Below are 24,937 nucleotides of genomic sequence, written 5' to 3' on the forward strand. Positions count from 1 at the left end.
TAGCTCCGGTTTCCCGAAGTTATCCCAGTCTTACAGGCAGGTTGCCCACGTGTTACTCACCCGTCCGCCGCTAACCAATGGGAGCAAGCTCCCAATGATTCGCTCGACTTGCATGTATTAGGCACGCCGCCAGCGTTCGTCCTGAGCCAGGATCAAACTCTCCAAGAAAGTTGAGTAGCTCATTTGTTACGTTGGCTTAGCTTCATAAGAAGCTAATAATTTATTGTTTGTTGACGTTTTTGTTTGTTTAGTTTTCAAAGAGCAAATGTCTCTGCCGCTCAAAAGCGACTTCTTTAATTTATCATATCCAACATCATAATGTCAAAAACTTTTTAAAATAATTTTTATCATTGTTTGACGCTCTCGATGAGGACGAGATTTAATATAACATGATAAATAAATGATTGCAATATAATTTATAAAGATTTTTTAATTTATATTTTCTTTTTTTCTAATCAAGGATAAATTAATAAGGAGTGTTAAATTCATAAAACAAACTAGATATGTATATGTAATATGAGTAAAGTATTTTTTATCACTTTAACAAAGCTTTCATTAACTGACTATATAATTGGACGTGAATTGATATGAGCAATGCGGATGTAGATATTTTAATTAAGTTAGGCATTTCTGCCATCTTCGGGCTGATCATTGGACTTGAACGCGAATTAAAAAGAAAGCCGGTTGGTCTTAAGACAAGTCTCGTTATATCAGTTGTAAGCTGTTTGCTAACGATTGTATCCATTCAATCGGCGTATATGTTTCCAAACTCAGATGAAGTAAAAATCACAATGGACCCGCTCAGGCTGGCAGCACAGATTGTCTCGGGAATTGGTTTTTTAGGTGCCGGTGTTATTTTAAGAAGAGGAAATGACAGTATTTCAGGTTTAACAACGGCTGCCATGATTTGGGGGGCCGCTGGAATTGGCATTGCAGTGGGTGCAGGCTTTTATTTAGAAGCGTTTGCCGGTGTAGCCTTACTTATTATTAGTGTAGAACTAATTCCTTTTTTAATGAAACTCTTTGGACCTAAACAATTACGAGAAAAGGAAATTACGTTGCAACTATTTATTAGAGACCAAGCGCAAATCGAAACAGCTATTTCTTTTTTACTGGAGAAAAAATATATTATTCGCAGGCTTCGAATTAAAGATTTAGACAACGGAGATCATTTAGTTCAAATAGTAGTAGCAGTAGATTATCGTGAAAAAACTACTGAAGTTTATATGGCTGTATCTGAAATAGACGGTGTAAAAAAGGTAGAAATTGAAAGTATGAGCTAACAGAAAAATATATATCAACTTTCCCGAAATTTCCTCTTGCAAGAATTTTATAATACAGATATAATTCTTCTTGTAACAAATTATTTGGGGGCTTAGCTCAGCTGGGAGAGTGCTTGCATGGCATGCAAGAGGTCAGGGGTTCGATCCCCCTAGTCTCCATAATCCGAAAACCTTTGCGTAGCATGGGTTTTCTTTTTTTGTTTCTGAATATTTTTGTAAACTTCAAATTTTTTGTAAAAAGGTAATCGAATTTTCCTATTTTTAGTATTTCCTCTTGCACATTTTATTTTCTTATTACTATAATTAAAAAATAAAGTTTAAAAATTTAGAAAAATCTGCATACAAGGAGATAATAGGGCAGGAGAAATTTTATATTCCTGTACATCGTACATCCTCCTGTACACATGTTTTTCTTCATCATTGACCCATCAGCATTGTCTTTTCTTTTTACCTCATGTTTAGCAAAAGGTTTTTTATATGAGAGGGGGAGCTTCCATTGGAGGCACGAAAAACTAAGGCATATTCTGAAAGCGATTACAGCCGCATTGTTCAATCATCATCATTTCAAACATTACTATCTGAAAAGAAAAAATTTATTATTCCCATCACAATCTTCTTTTTTTGCTTTTATTTTGCACTTCCAATATTAACTTCCTATTCAACGATATTAAATCATAAGTTTATCGGCAGTATTACATGGGCATGGGTTTTTGCATTCTTACAATTCGTTATGACATGGGGATTATGTATGCTTTACTCAAAGAAAGCGGCTAGGTTTGATGAATTAGCAAATAAAGTTGTCCAAGAAGGGGGGAATAACTGATGAACACTCCTGCTTTTATCATGTTTCTTGGAATCGTTTTTGTAACGTTAATCATTACATATTACGCCTCTAAAAAAACCAAAAATGCCAGTGAATTTTATACGGCTGGCGGCGGGCTGACGGGCTGGCAAAATGGACTGGCCATCGCTGGGGATTATATGTCTGCTGCATCATTCCTGGGTATTGCCGGTGCCGTGGCCTTAACAGGTTTTGATGGATTCTTTTATAGTATTGGGTTTCTTGTTGCCTATCTAGTTGTCCTTTATTTAGTGGCTGAGCCACTTAGAAATCTCGGAAAATATACATTTGCTGATATGATTGCTGCCCGTTTCAATGCCAAAAAGATTCGCGGGTTTGCAGCAATGAATACGGTGACAATCTCGATCTTTTATATGATTGCGCAGCTTGTCGGGGCCGGTGCACTTATTAAATTATTATTGGGTCTATCCTACACCACATCCGTTCTGATTGTTGGAGTCTTGATGACTGTATATGTTATTTTTGGCGGTATGCATGCTACAAGCTGGGTGCAAATCATTAAAGCAGTACTTTTAATGGGTGGGACTTTCATCATTTCGATGATTGTGTTTGCTAAGTTTAATTGGAGTATTACCGATATGTTTGCTCAAATGAAAACCGCAACACCATTGAAGGAATCGTTCTTAAATCCTGGTGTTAAATACAAGATCGGCCTTGATACGATTTCATTAAACATGGGACTGGTACTGGGAACAGCAGGTTTGCCGCACATTCTTGTTCGCTTCTTTACGGTAAAGGATGCGAAAACAGCTCGTTCTTCCGTTGTGTATGCGACATGGGTTATCGGAATCTTTTATGTTATGACCATTTTTCTTGGCTTTGGTGCCGCAGCCTTTGTAGGAAATTCTGAAATTATAGCTGCAAATCCTGCCGGGAATATGGCTGCACCACTTTTAGCACAAGCGATTGGTGGCAATATGTTATTTGCCTTTATTTCCGCAGTGGCTTTTGCAACTATTTTAGCAGTTGTAGCAGGGCTGGTTCTTACAGCGGCATCTGCATTTGCCCATGATTTCTATAATGAAATCTTACGAAAAGGAAAAGCTACGGAAAAGCAGCAAGTTAGTATGGCACGGTGGGCAGCTATTGGGGTTTCTGTCATTTCGATTATTTTAGCATTAGGGGCACAAACACTTAATGTTGCCTTCCTTGTTTCACTTGCCTTTGCTGTTGCTGCCAGTGCGAACCTTCCAGTCATTATTTACACAATCTACTGGAAACGCTTTAATACAACCGGTGCCGTATGGGCGATGGTGGTTGGACTTATCTCGGCAATTGGGTTAGTTCTCATCAGTCCAAACGTTTTTAGTCCGGAAGTTGGAAAGGCTATTTTTGTCGGGAATCCCATTTTCCCATATACAACACCGGGAATCGTTTCCATCCCGATTGGTTTCCTTGCCGGTTATCTTGGAACCATCTTCTCCAGCCAAAAAGCTGATTTGAAAAAATTTGAGGAAGTATTGGTTAAGTCAAATACTGGAATTGGAATAAATAGCTAAACTGCAAAATGGGACTGAAATCAACCTCAGTCCCATTTTCCTATTCGTCTATTTGTGTCTTCCTGAACTTGTATTTTTTCTCCCGGACTTAAAGGTTGGTTTCTTTGCGCTTGTTCGTTTTCCTTGCGCCGGTTTGAAGCTCCCTTTTCGTTCATCCCTGCTATCTGTTTTGCTCCGATTACGATCATCTCTACCTTGTTTTTCTCTTCCCGCACCGCGTTTGTCGTTTTGACCATGTGGACGAACCTTCTTAGCATCCCGCGAATTTTCTTTTTCCTGATTTGTATTTTCTTGATTTTGTTTTTGAATCGTAATCTTAAGGTCTTTTTCAATTAACTGAAGGGCTGGCTGGTCCTTCGCTGAGTATAATGTTATCGCCAAGCCGGTCATCCCCGCCCTGCCTGTTCTTCCAATACGATGGATATAACTTTCTGAATCCTCAGGAATATCATAGTTGAACACATGTGTAACACCTTCAACATCAAGTCCCCTAGCAGCCACATCGGTTGCAACCAGTAACTGGATCTCGGCATCCCTAAAACGCTTCATCACTTGTTCCCTTTTTGACTGTGACAGGTCTCCATGTAATTCATCACTAGGAAATCCGTGCGCTTTTAGTGCATCATAAAGTTTACTCACTCTTCGTTTTGTTCGGCAAAAGATTACCGCTAAAAAAGGGCGATGCGTTTCAATGAGGTCAATAAGTGTTCCTTGCTTTGCCCGGTCTGTCGTATGGATTGCCAGCTGCTTTACATTTTCAGCAGGGCCTTGTGTTTTTTCGATTTGAATATATTCCGGAGCGCGCATATGTTTTGCTGCTAACTTCCGAATTTCCGGCGGCATTGTGGCCGAGAACAACATGGTTTGCCGGTTTGCAGGTGTTTCCCTAATGATATCTTCTACTTCGCCCAGAAACCCAATGTGAAGCATTTGATCCGCTTCATCTAACACAAGGAATGAAATTTCCGATAATCGAACCGTTTCTCTTCTTATATGATCTAGCAGCCGACCAGGAGTCCCAACGACAATTTGCGGATTCCTTTTTAATTTTTTCAACTGTTTTTCAACGTCCTGCCCACCGTATGCAGCTAAAACAGCTACTCCCGGTAGATCTGCAATCAATTTTTCAACTTCTTCTGTAATTTGCAACGCTAATTCTCGTGTTGGCGTAACAATAAGCGCTTGAATATGTGCTGCTTCCGGATTAATTTTTTCTAAGATCGGCAGGATAAAGGCAAATGTCTTCCCTGTACCAGTTTGTGCCTGTGCAATAATATCGTTACCATTCATCACAAGTGGAATGGCTTGTTCTTGAATTGGTGTTGGGTTTGCGACTCCATAGCCGCGTAATTTATCCACTACTGTTTCCGAAATACCTAATGATAAAAAATCTGCCAAAAAAACCCCTACTTTCTAAATAACCTATCCATTCATATTGATGGTTTATCGCTGCAATTGCAAATGTATATTTCGACCATTTGTTGCTTTGTTTGTTAAAAACGATTATAATCTTATTAATACCAACTTAATCAATCGGAATAGTTAAATTAAAATAGGAAGGCGGGATTATATGAACGGACAGAGTTATTTAATACTCCACGGATTAGGGGGCAGCGGGCCAGATCATTGGCAAACTTGGCTGGCTAATGAATTAGCACAAAGAAACTTTCATGTTTCCTATCCAACCTTCTCACAGTTCGATTCACCAGATAAAGATGTTTGGCTCGAGGAATTACATTCGGTGGTTAAAGCCATCCCAACAGATCATCAACTCACCGTAATTACCCATAGTCTTGGCTGCTTACTTTGGCTTCATTACGCAGCGATCCAACCGAAAAGGATTGCAGAGCAAGTCATTCTCGTTGCACCGCCATCTCCGAAAGTTATAATCCCGGAGGCGAAAACTTTTTATCCTGTTCCTTTGAAAAAAAATAATCTATCGAGATCTGCTGCGGAGACTCTGTTTGTCCATTCATCTAATGACCCTTACTGCAGTATGGAGGATGCCAAAAACTATCAAAACTTAGCTCATCCTTCTATTGTAATACCTAATGCTGGTCATATTAATTCAAATTCCAGGCACGGAAAATGGCCTTGGATGTTGGATCAATGCCTTACTAACGAAAAAATTTCTCTAAATATATAAAAAGAAGGAGTGAGTTTTTAATCCATCACTCCTTCTTTTTATTATACTGATATGACAGCTTTCACCCATTGATTTTCAACCCGAATTCCTGCATCTTTTAAAGTTCTAAAAACAGGGCATCTTTGGTCAACTGCTTTTTGCAATTCATCAATTCTTTCTTGTTGTTCGGATGTTTCTACAACCGCCTTTACTTTGACATGCTGGAAGTAAGGTTTGACTGTTGGATCTCCCATTAACCCGGCCATATCTAAATCGCCTTCAACATCAAAGGAAATCCCTTGAAGATCAAACTTCATTTCCTGCGATATTAGTTGGGCCATGACATTTTCACAGGCAATCAGAGAGGATAGAAATGCTGACAGTGGATCTATCGCTGAGTCCTTCCCGCCCAATGATACCGGTTCATCAATTGCGATGGTATGCTTGCCTGCAGCCGCATCAAGGCGCATTCCAGTTCCTTTGCCTTCTACTTTAAAGTTCATTATTTGTCCCATTTAAAAATTCCTCCTATGCCAAAACCATTTCTCTAAGCTTCTTTGCTGCCTCTGACATTACTTTTAATTTTTCAAAAGCGATCTCTTCACTATTCATTGGTCTCTGTGCGAACGTACCAAAGCCGCAATCCGGGTTTAAAAAGATTTTTTCATCCGGCAAATACTTTCTGACCTCTTGAACACGCTCTATGATTGTCTGAGCAGTTTCGATTGTTTCTGTCCGAGGATTGACTACGCCGAAGCCAAGCTCTTTGCCGCCAAAATCACGGATCACATCTAGCTCTCCGGCACGAGGGGTGGCATATTCAAGAATTAGCTGATCAACCTTTACATGTGCAAGATAAGGAATTAACGGATCATATGGCCCGCGAAGCAGAACTTGCTCCTGTGTGCTCCAATTACCGCGACAGACATGAACACCGATTCTTGACCCTCTGCCTAACATGCCATCTGTTACTTGATTCATTAAATCAAGTGCAAAGGCAATTTCTTCATCAGCATCAGCTTTTGCCGTTAATGCACCGCACATAAACGTACGGTTGGCATTTTTTTGCGTGAAAACAAGCTCCGTTAGAACAGGCTCGTCGAATTGAACAAAGTCTACACCAGCGGCGATTAAGTCTTCCAGTTCCTCACGCAGGACTCTAATAATGTCTACAGATAAATCCTCTTTAGTCGGGTATGCGTCCTTGGATAGGCCTTCTACCCACATTGCCCGGGTTAATAGGTACGGGCCCGGTAATGTCACTTTAATCGCTTTGTCCGTATGCTTTTTCAAAAATAAATAATCATCAAGTGCCAGCGGCTTCTTACGGCTGATTTTTCCGGCAGCTGCAGGATTTGACATCGAGAATGCTGGCACATCTAATGTTCCGAGGATTTCCTCAAAGCTTGCTTTATCCTCGACATATTCAAGCAGCTCTGACACCATCAACATCCGGACATTGTTTAAATGTTCGGCTACAAAGGAAATAAAATTATCACGGCGCTGTTCGCCGTCACAAACAATATCAATGCCGGCTTCCTCCTGCCATTTCAAACATTGTAAGACGGCTTGATCAGCAATTACTTGGAACTCTTCTTCATTAATCCTTCCAGCACGTTTATCGCGCATGGCCCTTTTTACTTCATTCGACCGTGGCCAGCTGCCAATAACGGTGGTGGGGAATATTAGTAAATTCATATCGGTAAGTACCCCCTGTTAAAATACAATCGAGAGCTTAATATCAATTTTGACTGTTTGGTTAAGAGTTTGAAAGATTGGCGACCGTTCGAGCGTATTTTCCCATAAATCTGTGAGTGCCGCTTCTGATTCGGGTGATGACACATAAAAGGTTCCGAAGATCTGGTTCAGTTTTGGATTCCCCTCATCTTCTAGTTCCATATGGTACAACACATTGTCCAATCCGCCTTTTAAAGCTAGTTCAAGATTATCAATCTCGATATTACGCTTAGAAGCTTGTGCCTTATAGCCAACTGTCAAACAGGATCCCAGCGATGCCAGCAGATAATCGATTGCACTCGGCGCATTGACCTTTGGACTAAAATCAGCAGGCTGTCCCGCTAAAAAGGTTTGGTTTCTTGAATGGACTTTTGCAGTGAGATCCCTTTCGCCCCGAACACGTACACTCCATTGATAGCCCTTCGCCCCCTCTAAATCCTGCTCTAATTCAGCCTGTGCAGATCCTTTGCGAATAAAGTACCGTGTTGTATTTTCACCAGGTTCCGAACCTAAAAATCCATGTTCAACCATCCGGCACCATGCCGGCAGATCCTCAGCCACTGTTCTCTCCCTGCTGCGGACTTCAAGAATTTGACCATCTAACAAAGGATCCATTGCTTTTTTAATAATCAATAACAAGCCCGATCCGCAATCTAAATCTCCGCCATCACAGACTGCATGTGGTATTTCCACTTTGTTCACCAACTATTAGTACGTAATGGAAACTGCACCTTGGCTAAGGAACTCTACTAATTTTGCTCCGCCCACAATGGTTGCACCTTCAATTAATTGTTCTTCTTCCAATCCGCGTTTTTTAAAGCATGGGCTGCACACCCAAAGAGTTCCGCCTGCCTCAACAAATTGATCCATTAATTGTTTTAATGGGGCAAAGCCTTCTTCATGAATCTCCTCTGCATATCCTTTTGATGCAAGGTAAGCACCTTCAACATTTAAAAATACAACGGTTTCTTGTCCAGATGCTACTGCAGCGTTTGCAACCACAAATCCAACCGTTGCTTTATCAGGATCATTCTTTGCATTTGTTAAGCTTACTAAAAATTTGCCAGCCATTATTCATTCCTCCATTATTTTGGTTTTTATATGTAAAAGGTTATGATTAACCTTTTTCAATAAAGTAGTGGCTTGTTTTACCGGAATCACTGCGTTCAAGAAGAGTATGTTTTTGCATTCTGCACCATGCCGGCAGATCTTCTCTAGCACCGGGGTCATAAGAAATCACTTCAATGATTTGACCACTTTCCAACTTTTTCATGGTTAGAAATAGATTCATAATCAATTCTCCACAGCCAGTTGGTCCTGCATCATAAAGGAAATCTGGTTCATATGACATAAATTCCTCTCCCTTTGGCAAATCTGTCAAAAATATTTCATTTAGTTGAGTCAATTTCATTATAGAGAAGTGGTACGCTTAGATAAATTCAATTTATCTATTTTATCAATGGCTATTAATCGATTTTATGAATACTCAAGGAGAGGATTCCGATGGATTTACACCAACTCTATGTTTTTACAAAGGTGGTTGAACATAAGAGCTTTTCTAAGGCAGCAGAGGATGTTTTTCTTAGTCAATCCACGGTTAGCTCCCATATTCAAGCATTGGAGAAATTGCTGGGGCTTAGACTTTTTGACCGAGTTGGCAGAGAAAGCATTCTTACCCCACATGGAGAAAGGTTATATCAGTGGGCTCTTCAACTGTTACTCCTAAAAGATCAAGCATTGCTAGATTTAAAGCAAGGGATGACAGAGCTAAGAGGAACGATTCGAGTTGAGACAAGTTCTGTACCCGGCCAGTTTATGATTCCAAAAATGGTCAAACATTTTAGAGAGCAATATCCTGAGGTCATGTTTCATATTAGCCAGTCTTCATCAAGACAGGTTGCTGAAAAGGTGCTGAATGGTTCTGTTGATATCGGGATATTGGGTGAAAAATACGTGGATGATAAACTCTGCTATATTCCTTTGATAAAAGAAAAGTTGGTACTGATTACTTCGAATCAGATCGAATTATCAGGAAGTGTTAATCTCGAAGATATATTGAAGTATCCTTTTGTGATGCGAAATTCTGATTCTGGAACGAATGCGATTCTTGAGCGGTTTCTGAAAAAAAATAACATTACGAAAGACAAATTAAATATCATTTCGTACATAGAGGATGGGCAGAGTTTAATTCAGTTTGTGATGCAGGATGTAGGTATCTCAATTGTTTCGGAAATAGCCGCAAGGGGATATGCCGCAAAAAACATGCTTAAGATGTATGATATTAATAGGTTCGACGATGATAGATATTTCTATCTTGTTTACAACATTAATAAAACGCAATCGCTTCTTTCAACATTATTTATTGATAGTGCCAGTGATTTGATTTAGCTATAGATTACCTTTCTCTTTTATTTTTAACGGTTCTTCCCGAAAAAAGCTAAAAGGGAGAACGACACCTGTTCTCCCTTTTACATTTGAATACTCATTTCTTTTAATTTCTTTTTATCTATTTTTCCTACATGAGTTTTTGGCAGTTCCTCTAAGCGAATGAACTGTTTTGGAATTTTGTATCGGCCTAATTTTGACTCACAATATTTTTTCAATTCCTCTTCTGATAGCGTGTATGTTTGCTTTAAAACAATGAACGCGGCCACGATTTCACCCCATTTTTCATCCGGCAATCCGAGGACTGCCACTTCGTCAATCTCCGGGTGTGCAGCCAGCCACTGCTCTACTTCAAGTGGGTAGACATTCTCTCCGCCTGTAATGATCATATCTTTTTTCCGGCCGACGATATAATAGAAACCTTGTTCATCCCTTTTCGCTAAATCACCCGTATGAATCCAGCCATCCTTAATCGTTTCTCTTGTTTCCTGTTCCTGGTTCCAATAAAACGAAAAGCCATGCTTCCCTTTTAATAAAAGTTCTCCGACCTCATTGGCCTTTGTCTCGCAACCGCCTGTTTTTATTAGTTTTATTGAATTAAACAGCATCGGCTTGCCGACAGATCCTCGTTTCGTTTGCGCATCTTCCGGATATATATAAAAATTATTCGGCCCAGCCTCGGTAAGACCATACCCCTCTTTAAAGGCTAACCCCTTTTTCTGAAAAGCCTCGTAGATTGGCAATGGGCAAGGTGCTGCACCTGATAAAAAGATTTTCATCGAAGGAAAGTCGCTGTTTTGAAATTCGTCTGTTTGAATAAGCATATGATACATGGTTGGGACAAGGAGAATCGTTGTACAATGATAGCGATTCAGGGATTCCACCGCATTTTTCCCTGTAAATGGCTTACCTATTACAACTGTCCCGCCAATCATTAGGATTGGAATGCTCAGTGCATTTAGTCCGCCGGTATGAAACATAGGCATATAGTTTACCGTCACATCATCCTCCGCCAAACTCCAGCTTACGATGGTGTTAATGGCATTCCAGAGAATGGATTCATGACTTAACACAACACCCTTTGGTTTCCCGGTCGTTCCGCCGGTATAAATCATCGCCAGCGGGTCAGTTTCTAAGATGTCCTCTTTAATTGTGTAGGAAACCTGCGCTTCGTAATGGACATCCTCTATAAAAAAAGTACTTATATTATTTAGTTGTGGACGTATCGCTTCGAATTGCTGATGGATTCCGATTAAAACAGGTGTACAATCCGCCAATATCTCGTTTATTTCATGCGGTGATAAGCGCCAATTAATCGGAACGAAGATGGCACCTATTTTTCCGCAGGCAAACAATAAGTCAAAATAGCTAATATCGTTTGGCGATAATAAGGCCACCCGATCGCCTTTTTTTACGCCCTTGTCTTGAAGCCAGCACGCAGTCAAGCTTGCCCGCTTATTCAATTGTTCAAATGTCCAGGCTTTGTTTGTCTTTTCATCTATAATTGCATCCTTATTTGGCGATAATCGTGCCCGATTTTCCAGCCAATCCAGTTCCCACCTCACCGACCAATCGCTCCTTCGCTACTAGATGGAACTATCGTACTCAATTTTAGTTACTGGGCAGTTACAGATGAGGATTTTGACAAAATTATTGCTGTTTTCATTTAAATTTTTGTTTCCAATTAAGTTCCAAGTGAAAAAGACGTAATTTTAGTGTAAATTTACACTGGATTATTAAATTCCCATGATTTATTTAACGCCTCATCCATTTTATCGGCGAATTTTAGGGTTTTATCGGCGAATCTGAGTGATATATCGGCGAATTTAACAGTTATATCGGCGAATTTATCAATTTATCGGCGAATCTAAAAAAGTTACATTTTTTAAGAATATCCTCAACAAAAAAACGACCCTAAAAAAAGGCCGCTTCAACCATTACATCATAATTCCACCATCAACATGGAGTACTGTCCCATTAACATAATTCGATTCATCTGAAGTACTCTGACGGTCAGCAACGTTTACTTGAAAAAAAGTAACTTCAAGCCTTTCTGCCGCAGCTCACGAGCCCGTTCTTCCCCTTGCTCCACATTAAAATCGGCCATCGCCACCTTCGCGCCTTCTCGGGTAAACGCCTCAGCAGCAGTTAACCCGATTCCACCCGCCGCGCCGGTTATAATCGCCACTTTATCTTGTAATCTCATCCACTTAACCCTCCAAAAATTGCGTAATAGCCTTCAATAATTGTGGAAGATCATCCACTAATGGTGAATGTCCACAATCTTTTAATTCGATAAAGGCCGCTTTTTCTCCTAGGTCCTCAACAAGCTCTTCCGTCATCTCTTTTATAATCACCAGATCGCGATCCCCTTGCAGCACAAGGACAGGCACATCGATCAAATCCACTTTCCAATTCCCCTCAACAAGTCCATTATGGTGACGGCTAATATTAAAGGTATTATTACAATGGTGGATCTCTGCCAAATTCCGTTGGGTTCGCATGTCCTGAACATATTCATCATAAAGCTCAGGCGATGGTTGATTATGCGTATAAATAACAGCATTCCAAATGAGTTTTAATAATGCCGCATCATTTGTGTCATAAGCAGTTTGCACTGGAATCGTTCGAATCAAATCCCTTTTAATCTCCGAATGTAAGGCAAACCGCCGCGTCTCATCGTTTTCATTTATTTTTCCATCAAATGGATAGCCTCGTGTCGATTCTGACGCTAATAAGATCAGTTTATTACAATACCCCGGGTAATCAGCAGCAAATTGCATCGCAACCGCACCGCCCGTTGACCAGCCAACCACCGCGAAATCCTTTAAGCCAATTTCATCAACAAACAACTTCACATCGTCGGAAAAATCCTTAATCGACATTACTAGATTGTTATAGCTAGAACCACCAAAGCCGCGTAAATCAACCGCATATAGCTTATATTTCGGATCCATATTGTCAAGCACCAGATCCCAATGCTTCGATGATGTCATATTTCCATGGATTAATAATACTTTGACGTCGCCGCCTTCTCTCTCCCTGTAAGCCAATGTTTCTCCATTCGGCAAAAGTACTTCCTTCATTGAAACGTTAACCATTTCACTCACCCTTTCCCCACTTAATCGTTGTTGCTCCCCATGCATACCCAATTCCGGCACTGACAAGAACGACGACATCACCGTCTTTGATTTTCCCTTCCTTTAAGGCAAGCTCCAAGGACAAAATTTGATCGATTTGGCCAATATGACCGTAGTCTTCTAGATAAATAGATTGCGCTGCGGACAAACCTAACTCTTTTAAAACATATTCATGGGCTGATTTTTTCATGTGAAGTATTGCCAAATAGACAAGATCTTCCTCACTATAGCCGCTTTTTCTTAATGATTCGCGAATCACCTTTAAAAAGTTATCCATCGATTTTTGTTCTAACCTCTGTTTCATGCCTTCCAGGTCAAGCACATCGAGCTTATTAAGACGCTGGTCAAGCGCCTCTTTCGTAATCGGGTTCTTTGTTCCGCCGGCAACAACCACGACATCCTCAGAAAAAGAACCGTCCGTAATCAGTTCTGTTTCTAATAGAAGGTTTTCGTTATGCCCTTTACGTAAAAGAATCGCTCCGCCCCCTGCACCAAGATTAAACATGAAACGAGTTCTCGGATTCTCGTAATCAATGAAATCAACGTTCCGATAACCGCCTGCGAGCAGGACGGTTCGAATCTTAGAATCACCCATCATCATACTTTTTGCTACTTTCAACGCCATAACGGTCGTCCCGCATCTTAACGCCACATCAAATGCCCAGGCATTTAACGCTCCCACTTCTTCTTGCAGCTTGATCCCTGCCGTCCAAAGTGGGTACTCCTTATGTTCTTCGCCAATATAAATGACGAGATCAATGTCCAATGGATCAATTTCTGCTTTATCAATTGCTTTTTTCGCGGCGATAATCCCCATTTCACATGTATGGTCACCAGATCCTGGGATGTGCTTTTTCTTGATTCCCATTTTCTCTTCGACAACAGGAACTGGGATACCTGCCAGTTCCGCGATCTCTTTTCCGGTCAAAAATTCCTCCGGTAAATACATACCGGTGCTCAGAATTCCAATTTGCATACCCATCACCTACTCACCTAAGCTTCATTTGCCATTTCCTGCATAAATTCCATCGCTTCCGCAATCGACTCAAATAATGTTTCACGTTCCTCCTGTACATGGGTAACTTTTATACGCCATTGTTTTCTGCCTGTTTCCTTGTCAACGGCGGCCAATTGAAACCGAACGACGAAGGAAGCAATTTGATGATGATCCACTCGTTCCACCTTCTATCCAGCCACTTTTTCTTCTTTTTTAACAGCCTGCTGTTTTTTTCGTTTCCAAGATCGTGTACTTAACGTTCCGACAATCCCTCTTGGGAAAAACATTACAACTAAAATATAAATAATGCCGAAGAAGATTATCCAGCGTTCAAAAATCACATGCTCTTTTGCCAGTTCCGTCAACCAATGATGGGCGAATTCAATTAGCCCTGCACCGATGATGGCACCGACTAATGTCCCAACACCGCCAATAATCGTCATTAATAATGCATCTAACGTGATATCCATGGCAAACACGCTCGTATTCACAAACCGGAGTGAGATTGCATACAAAATTCCCGCAATTCCTGCTAATATGCCGGAAACCACACTTGCAACAATTTTATAATGTAAAACATGAAACCCTAGTGATTCAGTTCGCTGCTCATTTTCCCTGATGGCCAGCAGCACCCGTCCAAGCGGGGAATTGGTAAACCGCTTCAAGAGCAGAAATACGGCAACCATGACAATAAGACAAAGGAGATAGAAGTTAGTCCGATCAATAAACATTTCCGGAACTCGAAAGGTAAATCCATCATTGCCATAGGTCATCGTTCGCCACTTTTCCGCTAAGACGAGAAATAATCCTGATAAGGACAGAGTCAACATGGCGTAAAAATGACTTTTTAACCGAAGCGTCAATAGACCAACAAAAAAGCTGACAATCGCTGTTAGCACAATTGTCGTTATCACTGCCAAGAGGAAATAACCAATCGTTGGTTCAAACCGTTTCATAAAAATCCCCATTGAGTAAGCGCCAATGCCGAAAAACATCGCATGACCAAACGATACAATTCCTGTAAACCCCAACAACAGATCATAACTCATCGCAAAAATCGAAAAAACAAACACCTGTGTTAATAAAATGAATAAGTTTCTTGATTCATAGACAAACGGCAAAAGGAGCAGAAATGCGGTAACGACTAAAATGATGGCTGTCATCCTATTTCCTTGTATCAATCGCATGATCTCACCCCTTCGCCCCAAATAGGCCCTGTGGCCGGATAATTAAAACAACTGCCATTAGGAGCATGTTCACTGCCAGTGACAGATCGGGGACATAATATGCCATAAAAGAACCGGAGAGCCCAACCAAGATAGCAGCTAACACAGACCCTTTGAAATTCCCCATTCCACCGATAACAACCACAATGAATGCAAGGATGGCGAATTCCATTCCCATACCGGCATGAATGACACCGGAATAAGGGCCGAGCAGCACACCACCCAGCGCAGCCATGCCTGAACCAATCATAAAAACAAACATAAATACCTTCTGAATATTGATTCCAAGCGCCTGCACCATTTCTTTATTCATCACACCCGCTCGGACAACAAGGCCGATTTTTGTTTTTTTGAGTACAAATTGCACCACACCGAAGATCAGGAACCCAACGAAAATGATAAATACTCGGTACTTGATAATAATGACATCTCCTAGCTCCCAGCTGCCCTTTAAATAATCCGGGGGTGATGCCGTAATTTGATTTGGTCCCCAAATGACCTTCAGCATTTCGGATAAAACAAGCATAAGACCAAGGGTGATTAAAATCTGCTGCACATGGTTGCCATAAACCGGTTTTATGATCCACCTTTCGGTTATAATCCCGAGCAGAAACCCAGTCAGGATTGCGACAACGATCCCAATAATAAAACTCTCAGTCTGTGAATAAATCCAAAGACCGCTGTACGCTCCCCAGGCAAATAATCCGCCATGGGCAAAATTCAGCACATCCATCAAGCCGAAAATTAGCGTTAAACCAGCGGCCAATAAAAAGATCAGCATCCCTGTCGCCAGGCCATTTAAGGTTAAGTTGATGATTAAATCCACTAGGACGCCCCTCCTTTCTTACGCAATTCCTAAATATTTTCGTTTCATTTCTTCATCTGCTTTTAATTGCTCCATCGTGCCATGGTTCACTGTTCTGCCATCGTCAATGATGTAAAATTGATCGCCAATCGTGCTCGCCATCATGAAATTTTGCTCTACTAACACAATGGTGGTTTGATCTTTCATTTGCAAAATCGATTCCATTACCTTTTCCACCAAAATGGGCGCCAAACCTTTACTCGGCTCGTCTATTAACAGCAGCTCGTTTTCGTTCACATAAGCTCTTGCGATGGAAAGCATTTGCTTTTGTCCGCCACTTAACAGGCCGCCAGGTTTTTTCCAAAACTTTTTCAAGTCCGGGAACAAATTTAGGATCCATTCCATCCGTTTTGTCGTTTCCTCATTTTCTGATTGAATGGCGACTCTTATATTTTCCTCAACCGTTAATCCGGCAAAAATGCCCTGGTCCTCGGGAACATAACCTATGCCCTTTTTGGCAATCGTATAGGTTGGCAGAGACTGAATCGATTCTCCTTTATACGTGACACTTCCTTTCGAGGTCGGGTTCAGGCCCATAATCGTACGTAAAGTAGTTGTTTTTCCGGCCCCGTTTCTTCCAAGCAGGACGGTTACTTCTCCTTTTTTCACTTCAAAGGAAACACCTTGGAGAATATGGTATTGACCGATATGGGTCTCTACTTTATCAAGTTTCAATAGGTCGTTCATCGAATTGACCTCCTAAATAGGCAGACTGCACTGTTTCATTTTTCATGATCTCTTCAGGGGTCCCGTCGGCCAGTAGTCTTCCATTAAATAAGACCATGACCGAATCTGATAAATCGAGAATCATATCCATCTTGTGCTCGATGAGGATAATTGTCCGGTTCCCCTGTTCCTTAATTCTTTTTATCACTTCTAAAATGGCCGGAACCTCTTCAAGTGACATGCCTGCTGTTGGTTCGTCTAATAAAAGAACTTCCGTTTCAAGCGCCAGCAGCATCGCGATTTCAAGCTTCCGCTTTTCGCCATGGGCAAGGTTGCTTGCCAGTGAATCATTTTTTTCGTCTAACAGGACAAGCTTGAGCCATTCTAATGCCTTTTCTTCAAATGCTTGATATTTTTTATAATGAAACAGCATCTGGTAGCGAATTCCCGCCTGCGATTGAACTGCCAATCTTACATTTTCTAATACCGTTAAATTAGGGAATACATTGGTGATTTGAAAGGAACGGCCGATCCCTTCTCGTGTGCGGTTTGTCGACGAAAATTTCGTGATATCCTTACCGCGAAAATAGATTTTTCCTTGGGTTGGCATTAATTGACCACTTAGAAGATTAAAAAAGGTTGTTTTTCCAGCACCGTTTGGCCCGATAATCGACTTAAAGTGCTTCTCTGGAACGGAAATACTGACAGCATCCACGGCAGTATGGCCGCCAAATGTAATCGTTAGGTCAGTTGTTTCAATAAGCGAAGACATTCTTTTCACCGCCTTATATATAGAAATAGGAAGAGGGTGACCGTGTTTTATTTGGTCGAACCCCCGTCTTTTTTAGATATTTTTCTTACTTGTTCCGGATTGGAGGTGCCGTTTCTTCAGGAGTTAGTTCCCTGATCAGGACCGGCACTGGGTACGAGACACCGTCTTTCTTCTCAAGCTTAATTGCATACAATGTCTGCAGTGCTTGGTGGTCTTCCGGACGGTAGGTCATTTTTCCTTTCGGTGTTTCAAAACTCATGCCTTCCATCGTTTTGATTAATTTTTCGGAATCCGCATCACCTTCCGTTTTCTTCAACGCTTCGACAATGGAAATGGCTGCACTCATCCCGCCAGGAGTGAAAAGATCGGGAACGTCGCCGTTAAAACGCTTCTTATGCTCCGCCACTAACCAGTCGTTGATTTTGTTTTTCGGCAGGTCATGATAATAAACGGTGAAGCCTTCCATGCCAATCAACGGCTCCATTGTTGATAAGGCCGCAATATCCGGGGCACCTGTAGAAATTTTGATTCCTTTATCTTGCACCTTCATGTCGGCAATTTGCTTCCAAGGAGAGTTTGCACCTGCCCAAACGACGAAGAGGTAGTCTGGTTTTGCATCGATGATTTTTTGAATATTAGACGTAAAGTCTGTTGCAGCAGGATCTGCATATTCTTCCTTTACTATCTCAGCCCCTAGTTTTTTAGCTGCTTCTTTAAAGGCAGCTACACCATCACGGCCAAAGGAATAATCCGGTGCGAGCGTGGCAATTTTTACACCTTTTTTGGCAATGGCCGCTGCACCAGCAACCGCATCCTGTGAAGAGTTACGTGCTGAATGGAAAATATACTTATTAAACTCTGAACCTGTAATACTATCAGCAGCCGCCGGTTCGACGACCATGACCTTTTGATATTCCTCTGCCAGTGGTAACACTGCGAGCGTGTCTGCCGAGCTGGAGGATCCGACTAGAAAATCAACCTTATCTTCTTCTAATAACTTCGTGGCTTTTTGGACGGCTACTTCCGGCTTTGTCTCTGTATCTTCAACAATGAATTCAATTTTTCTGCCGGCAACCTCCATCTTTCCTTCCGTTGCATAATCAAGTCCCAGTTCGAAGCCTCTTAATGTTTGTTTTCCATAGGCTTCGAGGGCTCCTGTCTTGGAGGCAAGCACCCCAATTTTAATCGGTTCTTTATTTTCCGTTTTCTTCCCGCCATCGTCTTTCGGCTCTGATGATGATGATTTGTCTGAGCTGCACGCACTGGCAAAGATCATCATCAACATAAGTAAACCCATTAATGCCCATTTTCCGTGGTACCCCTTCACACTTTTTCCCCCTTAAAATGTTTTACTCTAAAACTTGCAAAGCTTTGATTTTATGATAGGAAAAGGAAGTTACAGGGGAGTTACAAAATAAAAAGCAGCCCCAAACTAAGGCTGCTCAATTGGATTAATATAGCTTTCTGATTCAATGATCATCTCGTACATATGCCTTGTCGGCTCTAAAGGGGTTACACCCAGTTCTTCCTCTAATACCGCCGTGCATTTTTGATACCACTTCATCGCCTGGGGGCGGTTGTTTTTTCGATAATAACAATACATTAATAAGCGATATGCCTCTTCCCATGTGCGGTCCCGTTCGAGAATTTTTTCGCACCAGTAAATAGCCGTGTCGTAGTTTTCACGGCGAACCATTAGCTGTGCCATTTTTTCGGCACCACGTAGAAAATAAACGAGCAGACTCTCTCTTTTACTAATACACCAATCATCATAACGGCGGTCAGGCAAATAATCTCCTTGATAAAGCGTCAATCCCCTCTCAAGGAAATAAATAACCTTTTCACCATCTTCTTTTTCATTTAAGCCGTCTTGAATCAACGTCTGAAAATGGGTTATGTCCACTTCTATCACAGCATTTGGATTTAACCCATAAAACATTCCTTCGCGAATAATGAAGAAAGGTGCTGCTCTTGCTTTCCGCATCGGTTCTAATACATGCTGAAGACTATTTAGGGCAACCTTGAAATCGCGGTCAGCATTCTTTTTGTCTTGGTACGGCCAAAGAATTTGGATGATTTCATCTTTGGATATCGGCTCATTCACGGTAATCAATAACTGAAACAATTCCTTCGCTTTTTCCCTTTGCCACTCCTTTTCCCCTGCCTCTTTCTCACCAAGCCAAAGCCGGAATTGGCCGAGGGTTTGAACGCGAATCGAATACCCGGGATGGGAATCAAATGTGTTAATCCCCAGATCCTGCAAAGTTTTCATGACAAATGGCTTCTGAATTTCCTCTTTCATACACTCAATTAACAATGGCACAAACGCTTGCAAATCCCGTGGGCCGAATACTGATCTGTTATAAAAAAAGAATTCAAAGTCATGAATTTCCACGAGAGTTAAAAATTCATCCATTGTTTGCTTAAATAAATCTTCCTTTTTCTCAAGATAAAAAAGATTCGACAGCCAAAACTTGCTGAGCATTTGTCCAAAGGAGTCTTCGCACTGTTGGAAGAGGGAATCCGTTTTTTCTAAATATACAAGCGCCTTTGCCAGCCGTTCATTATAAATACAGGTAATCCCCATGCAAAGAGTGATTAGGGCAGACAGCCAAACATCATGCACCTTTTCTGTTTCTTGGAGTGCCTTTTTTCCTACCTCCAATGCCCGTTCCAGTTCTCCCCTTGTCCCGTATAAAATACAAAGTCCCATTAACGGCTCAGCCTTCCCTCTGTCGACACCCAGCTGGTCCATGATTTCTAACGCCGTTTGGTAGCAGTTTTCGGCTAAATGGGAATCATATTTATTCAAAATTTGCACGGCATGGCCCATGCGGATCCAGCCGCAGGCCTCGACGAACGGAGCTTTAACACTTATTCCTTGTTGAATTCCTCGCTGGGCAAGCTCCTTCGCCTTTATTCCCTCGCCAGTGAAGGCTTCGATTAAGGCAAGTAATAAATCGGTTTCACGATGGGCCTTCGGCAACGAGGCAGCGATTGTCCCATTCACCACATCTTTGTAAAGGATTTTCCTCGCTTCCTCAAATCGGCCGGTTCGCAAATACAATCTTGCTTCTAAATTTCCATCAAAATTTGCTGCCTTCGATTTTTGAATCCACTTCTCCGCCTCCGATGCTTTCCCTGAGTTCAACAGATTCTCAGATAGCAATTGATAGAGCTTACCCCTTTCTTCATCCGAACTCCTACATTTTTCCCTGTAGACAATGGCTTCATATAAAAGCCGTTCGGCCAGATGCGGTTGAATCGTATCTAAATAAATCTTTGCTTTCCCTTCTAGCGCCATACTCATTCCAAGATCATCTTGCTTTTTCTCCGCACCGATAAAGGCCTTTTCATAACAATCCTCGGCCTCTTGGTATTGCGAATGGTAACGCTGAATCTCTGCTTTTAGATACCAAAGAAAGTAATACTGTTCCATATCCGCTTCAAGAAGAATCGTCAATTGCTCATTTAGACTTTCTAATTTTCCGCTTTCAAGCATCTTTAAACCATTCTCTTGAAGGATGGAGGCGATCGCTTTGTGGTGGCGAATTTTTTTATAATGATACAGTGCTTCCTCCCATAATTGTCTTTTTTCATAAAAACGGGCACATCTTTCGTGGAGTATAGCGTATGTACTTGGATTATTTTTTTGAAACGTTTTTTCCAAAAACTCTTTAAACAGGGCGTGATACCGATAATGCGTTAAACCAACCTTTTGAATAAATAAATTCCGGTCTTTCAATTGCTCAAGCATCGTGGAGGCCCCGTTTAGCCCAATGACTTCCTCACATATTTCTTCTTCTATCTCTTCAAAAATCGACGTTTGCTCAAGGAACTGCTGAATGATGGGCGGTTGTTTCGAAAAAACTTCCATCACTAAATACTGAAAAAAGTCTTGCAGGGAGTGTGAGGAATGCTCAAAAAGCTCAGAAATATCCTTTTTTAATGGAATCTGCTGTGCGATCATGCATAAGGCGATGACCCAGCCCTCTGTCATCTTGTAGATCGTTTGTAAATGATGGGGTTCAATTTCTAAACCATAAAGATCAGTTAAAAGCAGCTCCATTTCATCTAGGGTAAGGACCAAATCTTCTCTCGTAATTTCTAATAATTGCCCGCAGGCTTTCATTTTCGTCAGATGCTTCCACCCTGGGCGGCTTCGGCTTGAAATGACCATATGTAAATTAGCAGGGATGTGTTCAAGCAATTTTTCCATCCAGCTATTTATCGTATAGGAATGCTCAATATGATGAAAGTCATCCAAAATCAATGTAATCTGCGAGTCGGCTGCAAGGATTTCATTTATAAAAAAAGAACATAATACATTCAGCTCCTCATCACGGATATAGCGGTCCATTGTCGCTATATAAGCAGCTAATTCTGTTCCAAATTCAGGTATAACCCGGCGAATGGCATGAATGATATAGGAAAGGAAGGGAAGGATGTCATCATCCATCGAGGAAAGAGAGTACCAGCAGCCTGGAATTTTTTCGTCCCTCATAAATAAAGCAAGTGCCGTACTTTTTCCAAAACCAGCCCCAGAATGAATAATGGACAACGGATAGTCAGGAATCTTCTTCATTTTCCTTGTGAGCTTTGCCCTTCTGATAAATTCATCCTTCACAACCGGAATCCGGAGTTTTGATTGAATAATCGGCTGTTTCATATTCATGGTTCCCCCCTTTCCTATTTTCATAATATTTACACTATTTTACCATATCAGAGGCGTTATGTGCTCGAGGGTGAAAAACAAACTAATACTTGCTGGCGGAATTTTCCAAGCAACTTAAAGATATACTCTGATAAAACTAAGTATACAAAGTGAAATTAATTGGAGTGTTGCCTCATTGTCAATCAAAAGGAAAATTCCGCTCATTTTTTGCCTATTGGTTTTTCTTATTTTATTTACGAATAACGCCTTCCATTATATTCGGTCAAAAAACCAACTGCTCAAGTATAACGAAATAGTGATCAAAATGATTGCTAAGGAGGTTTCTTTCCAAGTAAAAAATACGAAAAATAGCAGCTTGTATGTAGAAGACATTCTTGGCAGGGATTTACGAACGGCATCATTGGTAATAAAACATGCACTTCCGGCTCGCTATCAGGATATTACCATCGAGCAGCTGAAAGCTTTGGCAAAAGAAACCGGTGTCTCTCATATTACCTTATTGGCAAAAACAAGCGATGACATCATCGGGGTAAAATCCTCTGACTCTCAGGAAATAGGCATGTCCACGAAAGGCTGGGGGTACTGGTATGAAGCCTATAATCAGCTTTTTTCCTTACAACCCGTTTCTGTCGGAAAAGGAATCACTTTGCCACATTATTGGTCCGGCCCGATTGAAGTCGCTTCATCCAATCCCAATCATATTGATAAATGGGGCTACTATTATGATGGTTCAACGAATTATATGATCAATCCGTATTTTCGCGATAAAATAACAGACTACGAAAAACGATTTGGCCCATGGAAAATAATCCAAGACTTTACGAAAGAAGAAGGGATTTTGGAGTTAACCGTATTTAATCCGAAAAACTTTGGAAAAAAGAAGGAAGTTGTCCATTTAAACGGAAATAAATATATTCGAATTTCGGCCCAGCCTATTTGGTATGGAAAGTACACTTATCAAAACATCGCAACAGATGCGAGACAGATCAAAAAGGCCATCAAAACGAAAAACATACAAACTTATCGAGACTCGCTTAATTGCAAAATGATTATGAAAACATTCGTACCTGTCTTTTCAAAAAATGACCAGCCTTTCGTTATTGGACTTGTTTATGATTATGGACTTATTCAAGCAGAACTTGTCCATGAGTTAAAAGTACATATTTTACTCTCGATAGCGATTATGATTATCGTCCTAATTGTAAGCTTTATTTTTTCAAGATCCATTACCCAGCCAATTGGCTATATCGTTGAGCAGGTTAATGAAATTGCCCAGGGAAATTTCGGTAAAAACTTGAAGTTAAAACGAAAAGACGAATTTGGCATGCTGGCTGAAAACGTTAATGCGATGTCGAATCGACTGCATAGCTATGTTGAGGATTTAAATCAGAGTAAAGAACTGATTGAATACCAGGCCTACCATGACCCATTAACAGGTTTGTTAAACAGACGGTTTTTTCAGGAAAAATTAAACCCAATCATCGCCCATGCAAATGAAACGGGTGAAACAGTGTCTGTCTTATTCATTGATTTGGATCGCTTTAAACAGGTGAACGATTCTTTTGGACATAACAAAGGGGATGAAATCCTAAAAATTGTCGCCCATAGGATTAAGGAGTGTTTTCCTGTTGATGACCATACAATCATTACAAGGCAAGGCGGAGACGAATTTATTATTTTACTCCAGAATCTTACTCTTCATGACACAACGACTACAGCGGAAAGAATCGTCAATAATCTAAAAAAACCATACTCATTAAATGGACAAGAAATTTATCTCAGCGCTTGCTGCGGCATAAGTATGTATCCGGACCATACAAAAAATGCAGACACGCTCATCATATATTCAGACTTGGCCATGTATTCTGCTAAAAAAGCCGGAGGCAATCGAGTAACCGTTTATTCCAATAAATTAAATCAATCGAACATTGAGAGGCCTCGTTTAGAAGCCCATTTAAGAAAAGCGATTGAAAATGAGAAAATTGACGTTTTCTATCAACCGAAAATCAATGTGAAGTCAGGCATTATTTTTGGAGCAGAAGCACTAGTAAGATGGACAGATGAAGAATTTGGAGTTGTCTCACCGGAGCTTTTCATACCGATTGCAGAAGATACGGGGTTAATTCAGCCTTTATGGGAACTAGTCATGAAGTCAGCTTGTCAACAGGTTAGCAAATGGAACGCTGCCCGCTCCCTTCCATTATCCATTTCGGTTAATTTCTCCGCCCGCCAATTTCAAGAACCATGTAGCATGGTTCATCGGGTCAAAGAGATTCTTTCTGCAAGTCAATTGCCCCCGGAGAATTTTGAAATAGAAATTACAGAAAGTATTCTCTTAAATAATTCAACAGAAATCGTCCAATCACTCGAATCCTTACAAAAAATGGGGATTGCCGTTTCCATTGATGATTTTGGCACAGGATACTCTTCATTAAGCTATTTAAAGGATTTACCTATTAACACATTGAAAATAGATAAGTCATTCATCCAAAATATTGATCAGGATTATGGAAATTCTGAGATTCCGGAAGCGATTATTAATCTCGCCAGAAGCCTTCATCTCAATGTCATTGCAGAAGGCGTCGAAAAAGAGTATCAAAAGGAGTTTTTGCTTTCGAAGAACTGTGTAGAAATGCAGGGGTATTTGTTTAGTAATCCGTTAAGCAAGGAAGATTTTGAGGAGTATATATTTAAAAAATAGGGCA

Annotated in this window: 23 protein-coding genes, 1 tRNA gene and 1 rRNA gene; 7 read left to right on the forward strand and 18 right to left on the reverse strand. The window is 40.9% G+C overall.

The features are described from left to right. Positions 1 to 168, reverse strand: a 16S ribosomal RNA gene (locus ACIQXV_RS18275); the annotation flags it as partial. 419 nt (positions 169 to 587) lie between these two features. Here ACIQXV_RS18275 and ACIQXV_RS18280 point away from each other — a divergent pair. The 4 genes from ACIQXV_RS18280 (at position 588) to ACIQXV_RS18295 (ending at position 3,644) form a co-directional block, all read left to right on the forward strand. Further along, complete coding sequence (locus ACIQXV_RS18280; protein WP_402960806.1) at positions 588 to 1,283, forward strand: MgtC/SapB family protein; 696 nt, start codon at positions 588 to 590, stop codon at positions 1,281 to 1,283. A gap of 86 nt (positions 1,284 to 1,369) precedes the next feature. Then, positions 1,370 to 1,442, forward strand: a tRNA-Ala gene (locus tag ACIQXV_RS18285). 337 nt (positions 1,443 to 1,779) lie between these two features. Further along, a complete protein-coding gene (locus tag ACIQXV_RS18290; RefSeq protein WP_402960808.1) occupies positions 1,780 to 2,106 on the forward strand; it encodes a DUF485 domain-containing protein in 327 nt (108 codons plus the stop codon). Continuing rightward, positions 2,106 to 3,644 (forward strand): solute symporter family protein, encoded by a 1,539-nt coding sequence (locus tag ACIQXV_RS18295; protein WP_402960810.1) that lies wholly within the window; start codon positions 2,106 to 2,108, stop codon positions 3,642 to 3,644. Before ACIQXV_RS18290 ends, ACIQXV_RS18295 begins: the two co-directional genes overlap by 1 nt. A gap of 48 nt (positions 3,645 to 3,692) precedes the next feature. Here ACIQXV_RS18295 and ACIQXV_RS18300 read toward each other — a convergent pair whose 3' ends face one another. Then, positions 3,693 to 5,042 carry a DEAD/DEAH box helicase gene (locus tag ACIQXV_RS18300; RefSeq protein ID WP_402960812.1) on the reverse strand — a complete coding sequence of 450 codons (1,350 nt, stop codon included), beginning with the start codon at positions 5,040 to 5,042 and terminating at the stop codon, positions 3,693 to 3,695. A gap of 172 nt (positions 5,043 to 5,214) precedes the next feature. Here ACIQXV_RS18300 and ACIQXV_RS18305 point away from each other — a divergent pair, with 172 nt between their 5' ends. After that, complete coding sequence (locus ACIQXV_RS18305) at positions 5,215 to 5,790, forward strand: RBBP9/YdeN family alpha/beta hydrolase (RefSeq protein WP_402960814.1); 576 nt, start codon at positions 5,215 to 5,217, stop codon at positions 5,788 to 5,790. Positions 5,791 to 5,831: 41 nt separating this feature from the next. Here ACIQXV_RS18305 and ACIQXV_RS18310 read toward each other — a convergent pair whose 3' ends face one another. From ACIQXV_RS18310 to ACIQXV_RS18330, 5 genes are read right to left on the reverse strand one after another with little or no spacing between them, the layout of a single operon-like run. Then, positions 5,832 to 6,284 (reverse strand): OsmC family protein, encoded by a 453-nt coding sequence (locus ACIQXV_RS18310; protein ID WP_402960816.1) that lies wholly within the window; start codon positions 6,282 to 6,284, stop codon positions 5,832 to 5,834. A 13-nt stretch (positions 6,285 to 6,297) separates the two neighbouring features. Continuing rightward, complete coding sequence (locus ACIQXV_RS18315; protein ID WP_402960818.1) at positions 6,298 to 7,467, reverse strand: vitamin-B12 independent methionine synthase; 1,170 nt, start codon at positions 7,465 to 7,467, stop codon at positions 6,298 to 6,300. A gap of 18 nt (positions 7,468 to 7,485) precedes the next feature. Then, complete coding sequence (locus tag ACIQXV_RS18320) at positions 7,486 to 8,199, reverse strand: sulfurtransferase TusA family protein (protein ID WP_402960820.1); 714 nt, start codon at positions 8,197 to 8,199, stop codon at positions 7,486 to 7,488. 15 nt (positions 8,200 to 8,214) lie between these two features. Continuing rightward, positions 8,215 to 8,577, reverse strand: a complete 363-nt coding sequence (locus ACIQXV_RS18325; protein WP_402960821.1) for a DsrE family protein — start codon at positions 8,575 to 8,577, stop codon at positions 8,215 to 8,217. 46 nt (positions 8,578 to 8,623) lie between these two features. After that, positions 8,624 to 8,857 carry a sulfurtransferase TusA family protein gene (locus tag ACIQXV_RS18330; protein ID WP_402960823.1) on the reverse strand — a complete coding sequence of 78 codons (234 nt, stop codon included), beginning with the start codon at positions 8,855 to 8,857 and terminating at the stop codon, positions 8,624 to 8,626. 152 nt (positions 8,858 to 9,009) lie between these two features. Between ACIQXV_RS18330 and ACIQXV_RS18335 the strand changes: the two genes are divergently transcribed. After that, positions 9,010 to 9,894: a selenium metabolism-associated LysR family transcriptional regulator gene (locus ACIQXV_RS18335; protein WP_402960824.1), complete on the forward strand. Its 885-nt coding sequence runs from the start codon at positions 9,010 to 9,012 to the stop codon at positions 9,892 to 9,894. 80 nt (positions 9,895 to 9,974) lie between these two features. Here the strand turns inward: ACIQXV_RS18335 and ACIQXV_RS18340 are convergent, their stop codons facing one another. The 11 genes from ACIQXV_RS18340 to ACIQXV_RS18390 form a co-directional block, all read right to left on the reverse strand. Next, entirely contained in the window at positions 9,975 to 11,456 is a 1,482-nt protein-coding gene (locus tag ACIQXV_RS18340) for an acyl-CoA synthetase (protein WP_402960826.1), read from the reverse strand. 458 nt (positions 11,457 to 11,914) lie between these two features. Continuing rightward, a complete protein-coding gene (locus tag ACIQXV_RS18345; RefSeq protein WP_402960828.1) occupies positions 11,915 to 12,097 on the reverse strand; it encodes an SDR family NAD(P)-dependent oxidoreductase in 183 nt (60 codons plus the stop codon). A gap of 4 nt (positions 12,098 to 12,101) precedes the next feature. Beyond that, on the reverse strand, positions 12,102 to 12,992 hold the full coding sequence (phaZ, locus tag ACIQXV_RS18350; protein ID WP_402961140.1) for an intracellular short-chain-length polyhydroxyalkanoate depolymerase: 891 nt from the start codon (positions 12,990 to 12,992) through the stop codon (positions 12,102 to 12,104). Between the two features lies 1 nt (position 12,993). Then, complete coding sequence (locus tag ACIQXV_RS18355; RefSeq protein ID WP_402961142.1) at positions 12,994 to 14,007, reverse strand: 3-oxoacyl-ACP synthase; 1,014 nt, start codon at positions 14,005 to 14,007, stop codon at positions 12,994 to 12,996. A 17-nt stretch (positions 14,008 to 14,024) separates the two neighbouring features. Further along, positions 14,025 to 14,204, reverse strand: coding sequence for a hypothetical protein (locus ACIQXV_RS18360; protein WP_402960830.1), 180 nt, complete (start codon positions 14,202 to 14,204; stop codon positions 14,025 to 14,027). Positions 14,205 to 14,216: 12 nt separating this feature from the next. Next, a complete protein-coding gene (locus ACIQXV_RS18365) occupies positions 14,217 to 15,215 on the reverse strand; it encodes a branched-chain amino acid ABC transporter permease (RefSeq protein WP_402960832.1) in 999 nt (332 codons plus the stop codon). A 4-nt stretch (positions 15,216 to 15,219) separates the two neighbouring features. Then, a complete protein-coding gene (locus tag ACIQXV_RS18370) occupies positions 15,220 to 16,080 on the reverse strand; it encodes a branched-chain amino acid ABC transporter permease (RefSeq protein ID WP_402960834.1) in 861 nt (286 codons plus the stop codon). Between the two features lie 18 nt (positions 16,081 to 16,098). After that, positions 16,099 to 16,806 (reverse strand): ABC transporter ATP-binding protein, encoded by a 708-nt coding sequence (locus ACIQXV_RS18375; protein WP_402960836.1) that lies wholly within the window; start codon positions 16,804 to 16,806, stop codon positions 16,099 to 16,101. Continuing rightward, positions 16,784 to 17,557, reverse strand: a complete 774-nt coding sequence (locus ACIQXV_RS18380; RefSeq protein WP_402960838.1) for an ABC transporter ATP-binding protein — start codon at positions 17,555 to 17,557, stop codon at positions 16,784 to 16,786. The genes ACIQXV_RS18375 and ACIQXV_RS18380 overlap by 23 nt, the downstream gene beginning before the upstream one ends. Positions 17,558 to 17,642: 85 nt before the next feature. Further along, positions 17,643 to 18,854: a substrate-binding domain-containing protein gene (locus ACIQXV_RS18385; protein ID WP_402961143.1), complete on the reverse strand. Its 1,212-nt coding sequence runs from the start codon at positions 18,852 to 18,854 to the stop codon at positions 17,643 to 17,645. Between the two features lie 135 nt (positions 18,855 to 18,989). Continuing rightward, a complete protein-coding gene (locus ACIQXV_RS18390) occupies positions 18,990 to 22,232 on the reverse strand; it encodes an AfsR/SARP family transcriptional regulator (RefSeq protein ID WP_402960840.1) in 3,243 nt (1,080 codons plus the stop codon). A 175-nt stretch (positions 22,233 to 22,407) separates the two neighbouring features. Between ACIQXV_RS18390 and ACIQXV_RS18395 the strand changes: the two genes are divergently transcribed. After that, positions 22,408 to 24,933, forward strand: coding sequence for an EAL domain-containing protein (locus ACIQXV_RS18395; RefSeq protein WP_402960842.1), 2,526 nt, complete (start codon positions 22,408 to 22,410; stop codon positions 24,931 to 24,933). Positions 24,934 to 24,937: the final 4 nt, after the last annotated feature.

The organism is Neobacillus sp. NPDC097160 (assembly GCF_044762155.1).
Lineage (GTDB): Bacteria > Bacillota > Bacilli > Bacillales > Cytobacillaceae > Neobacillus.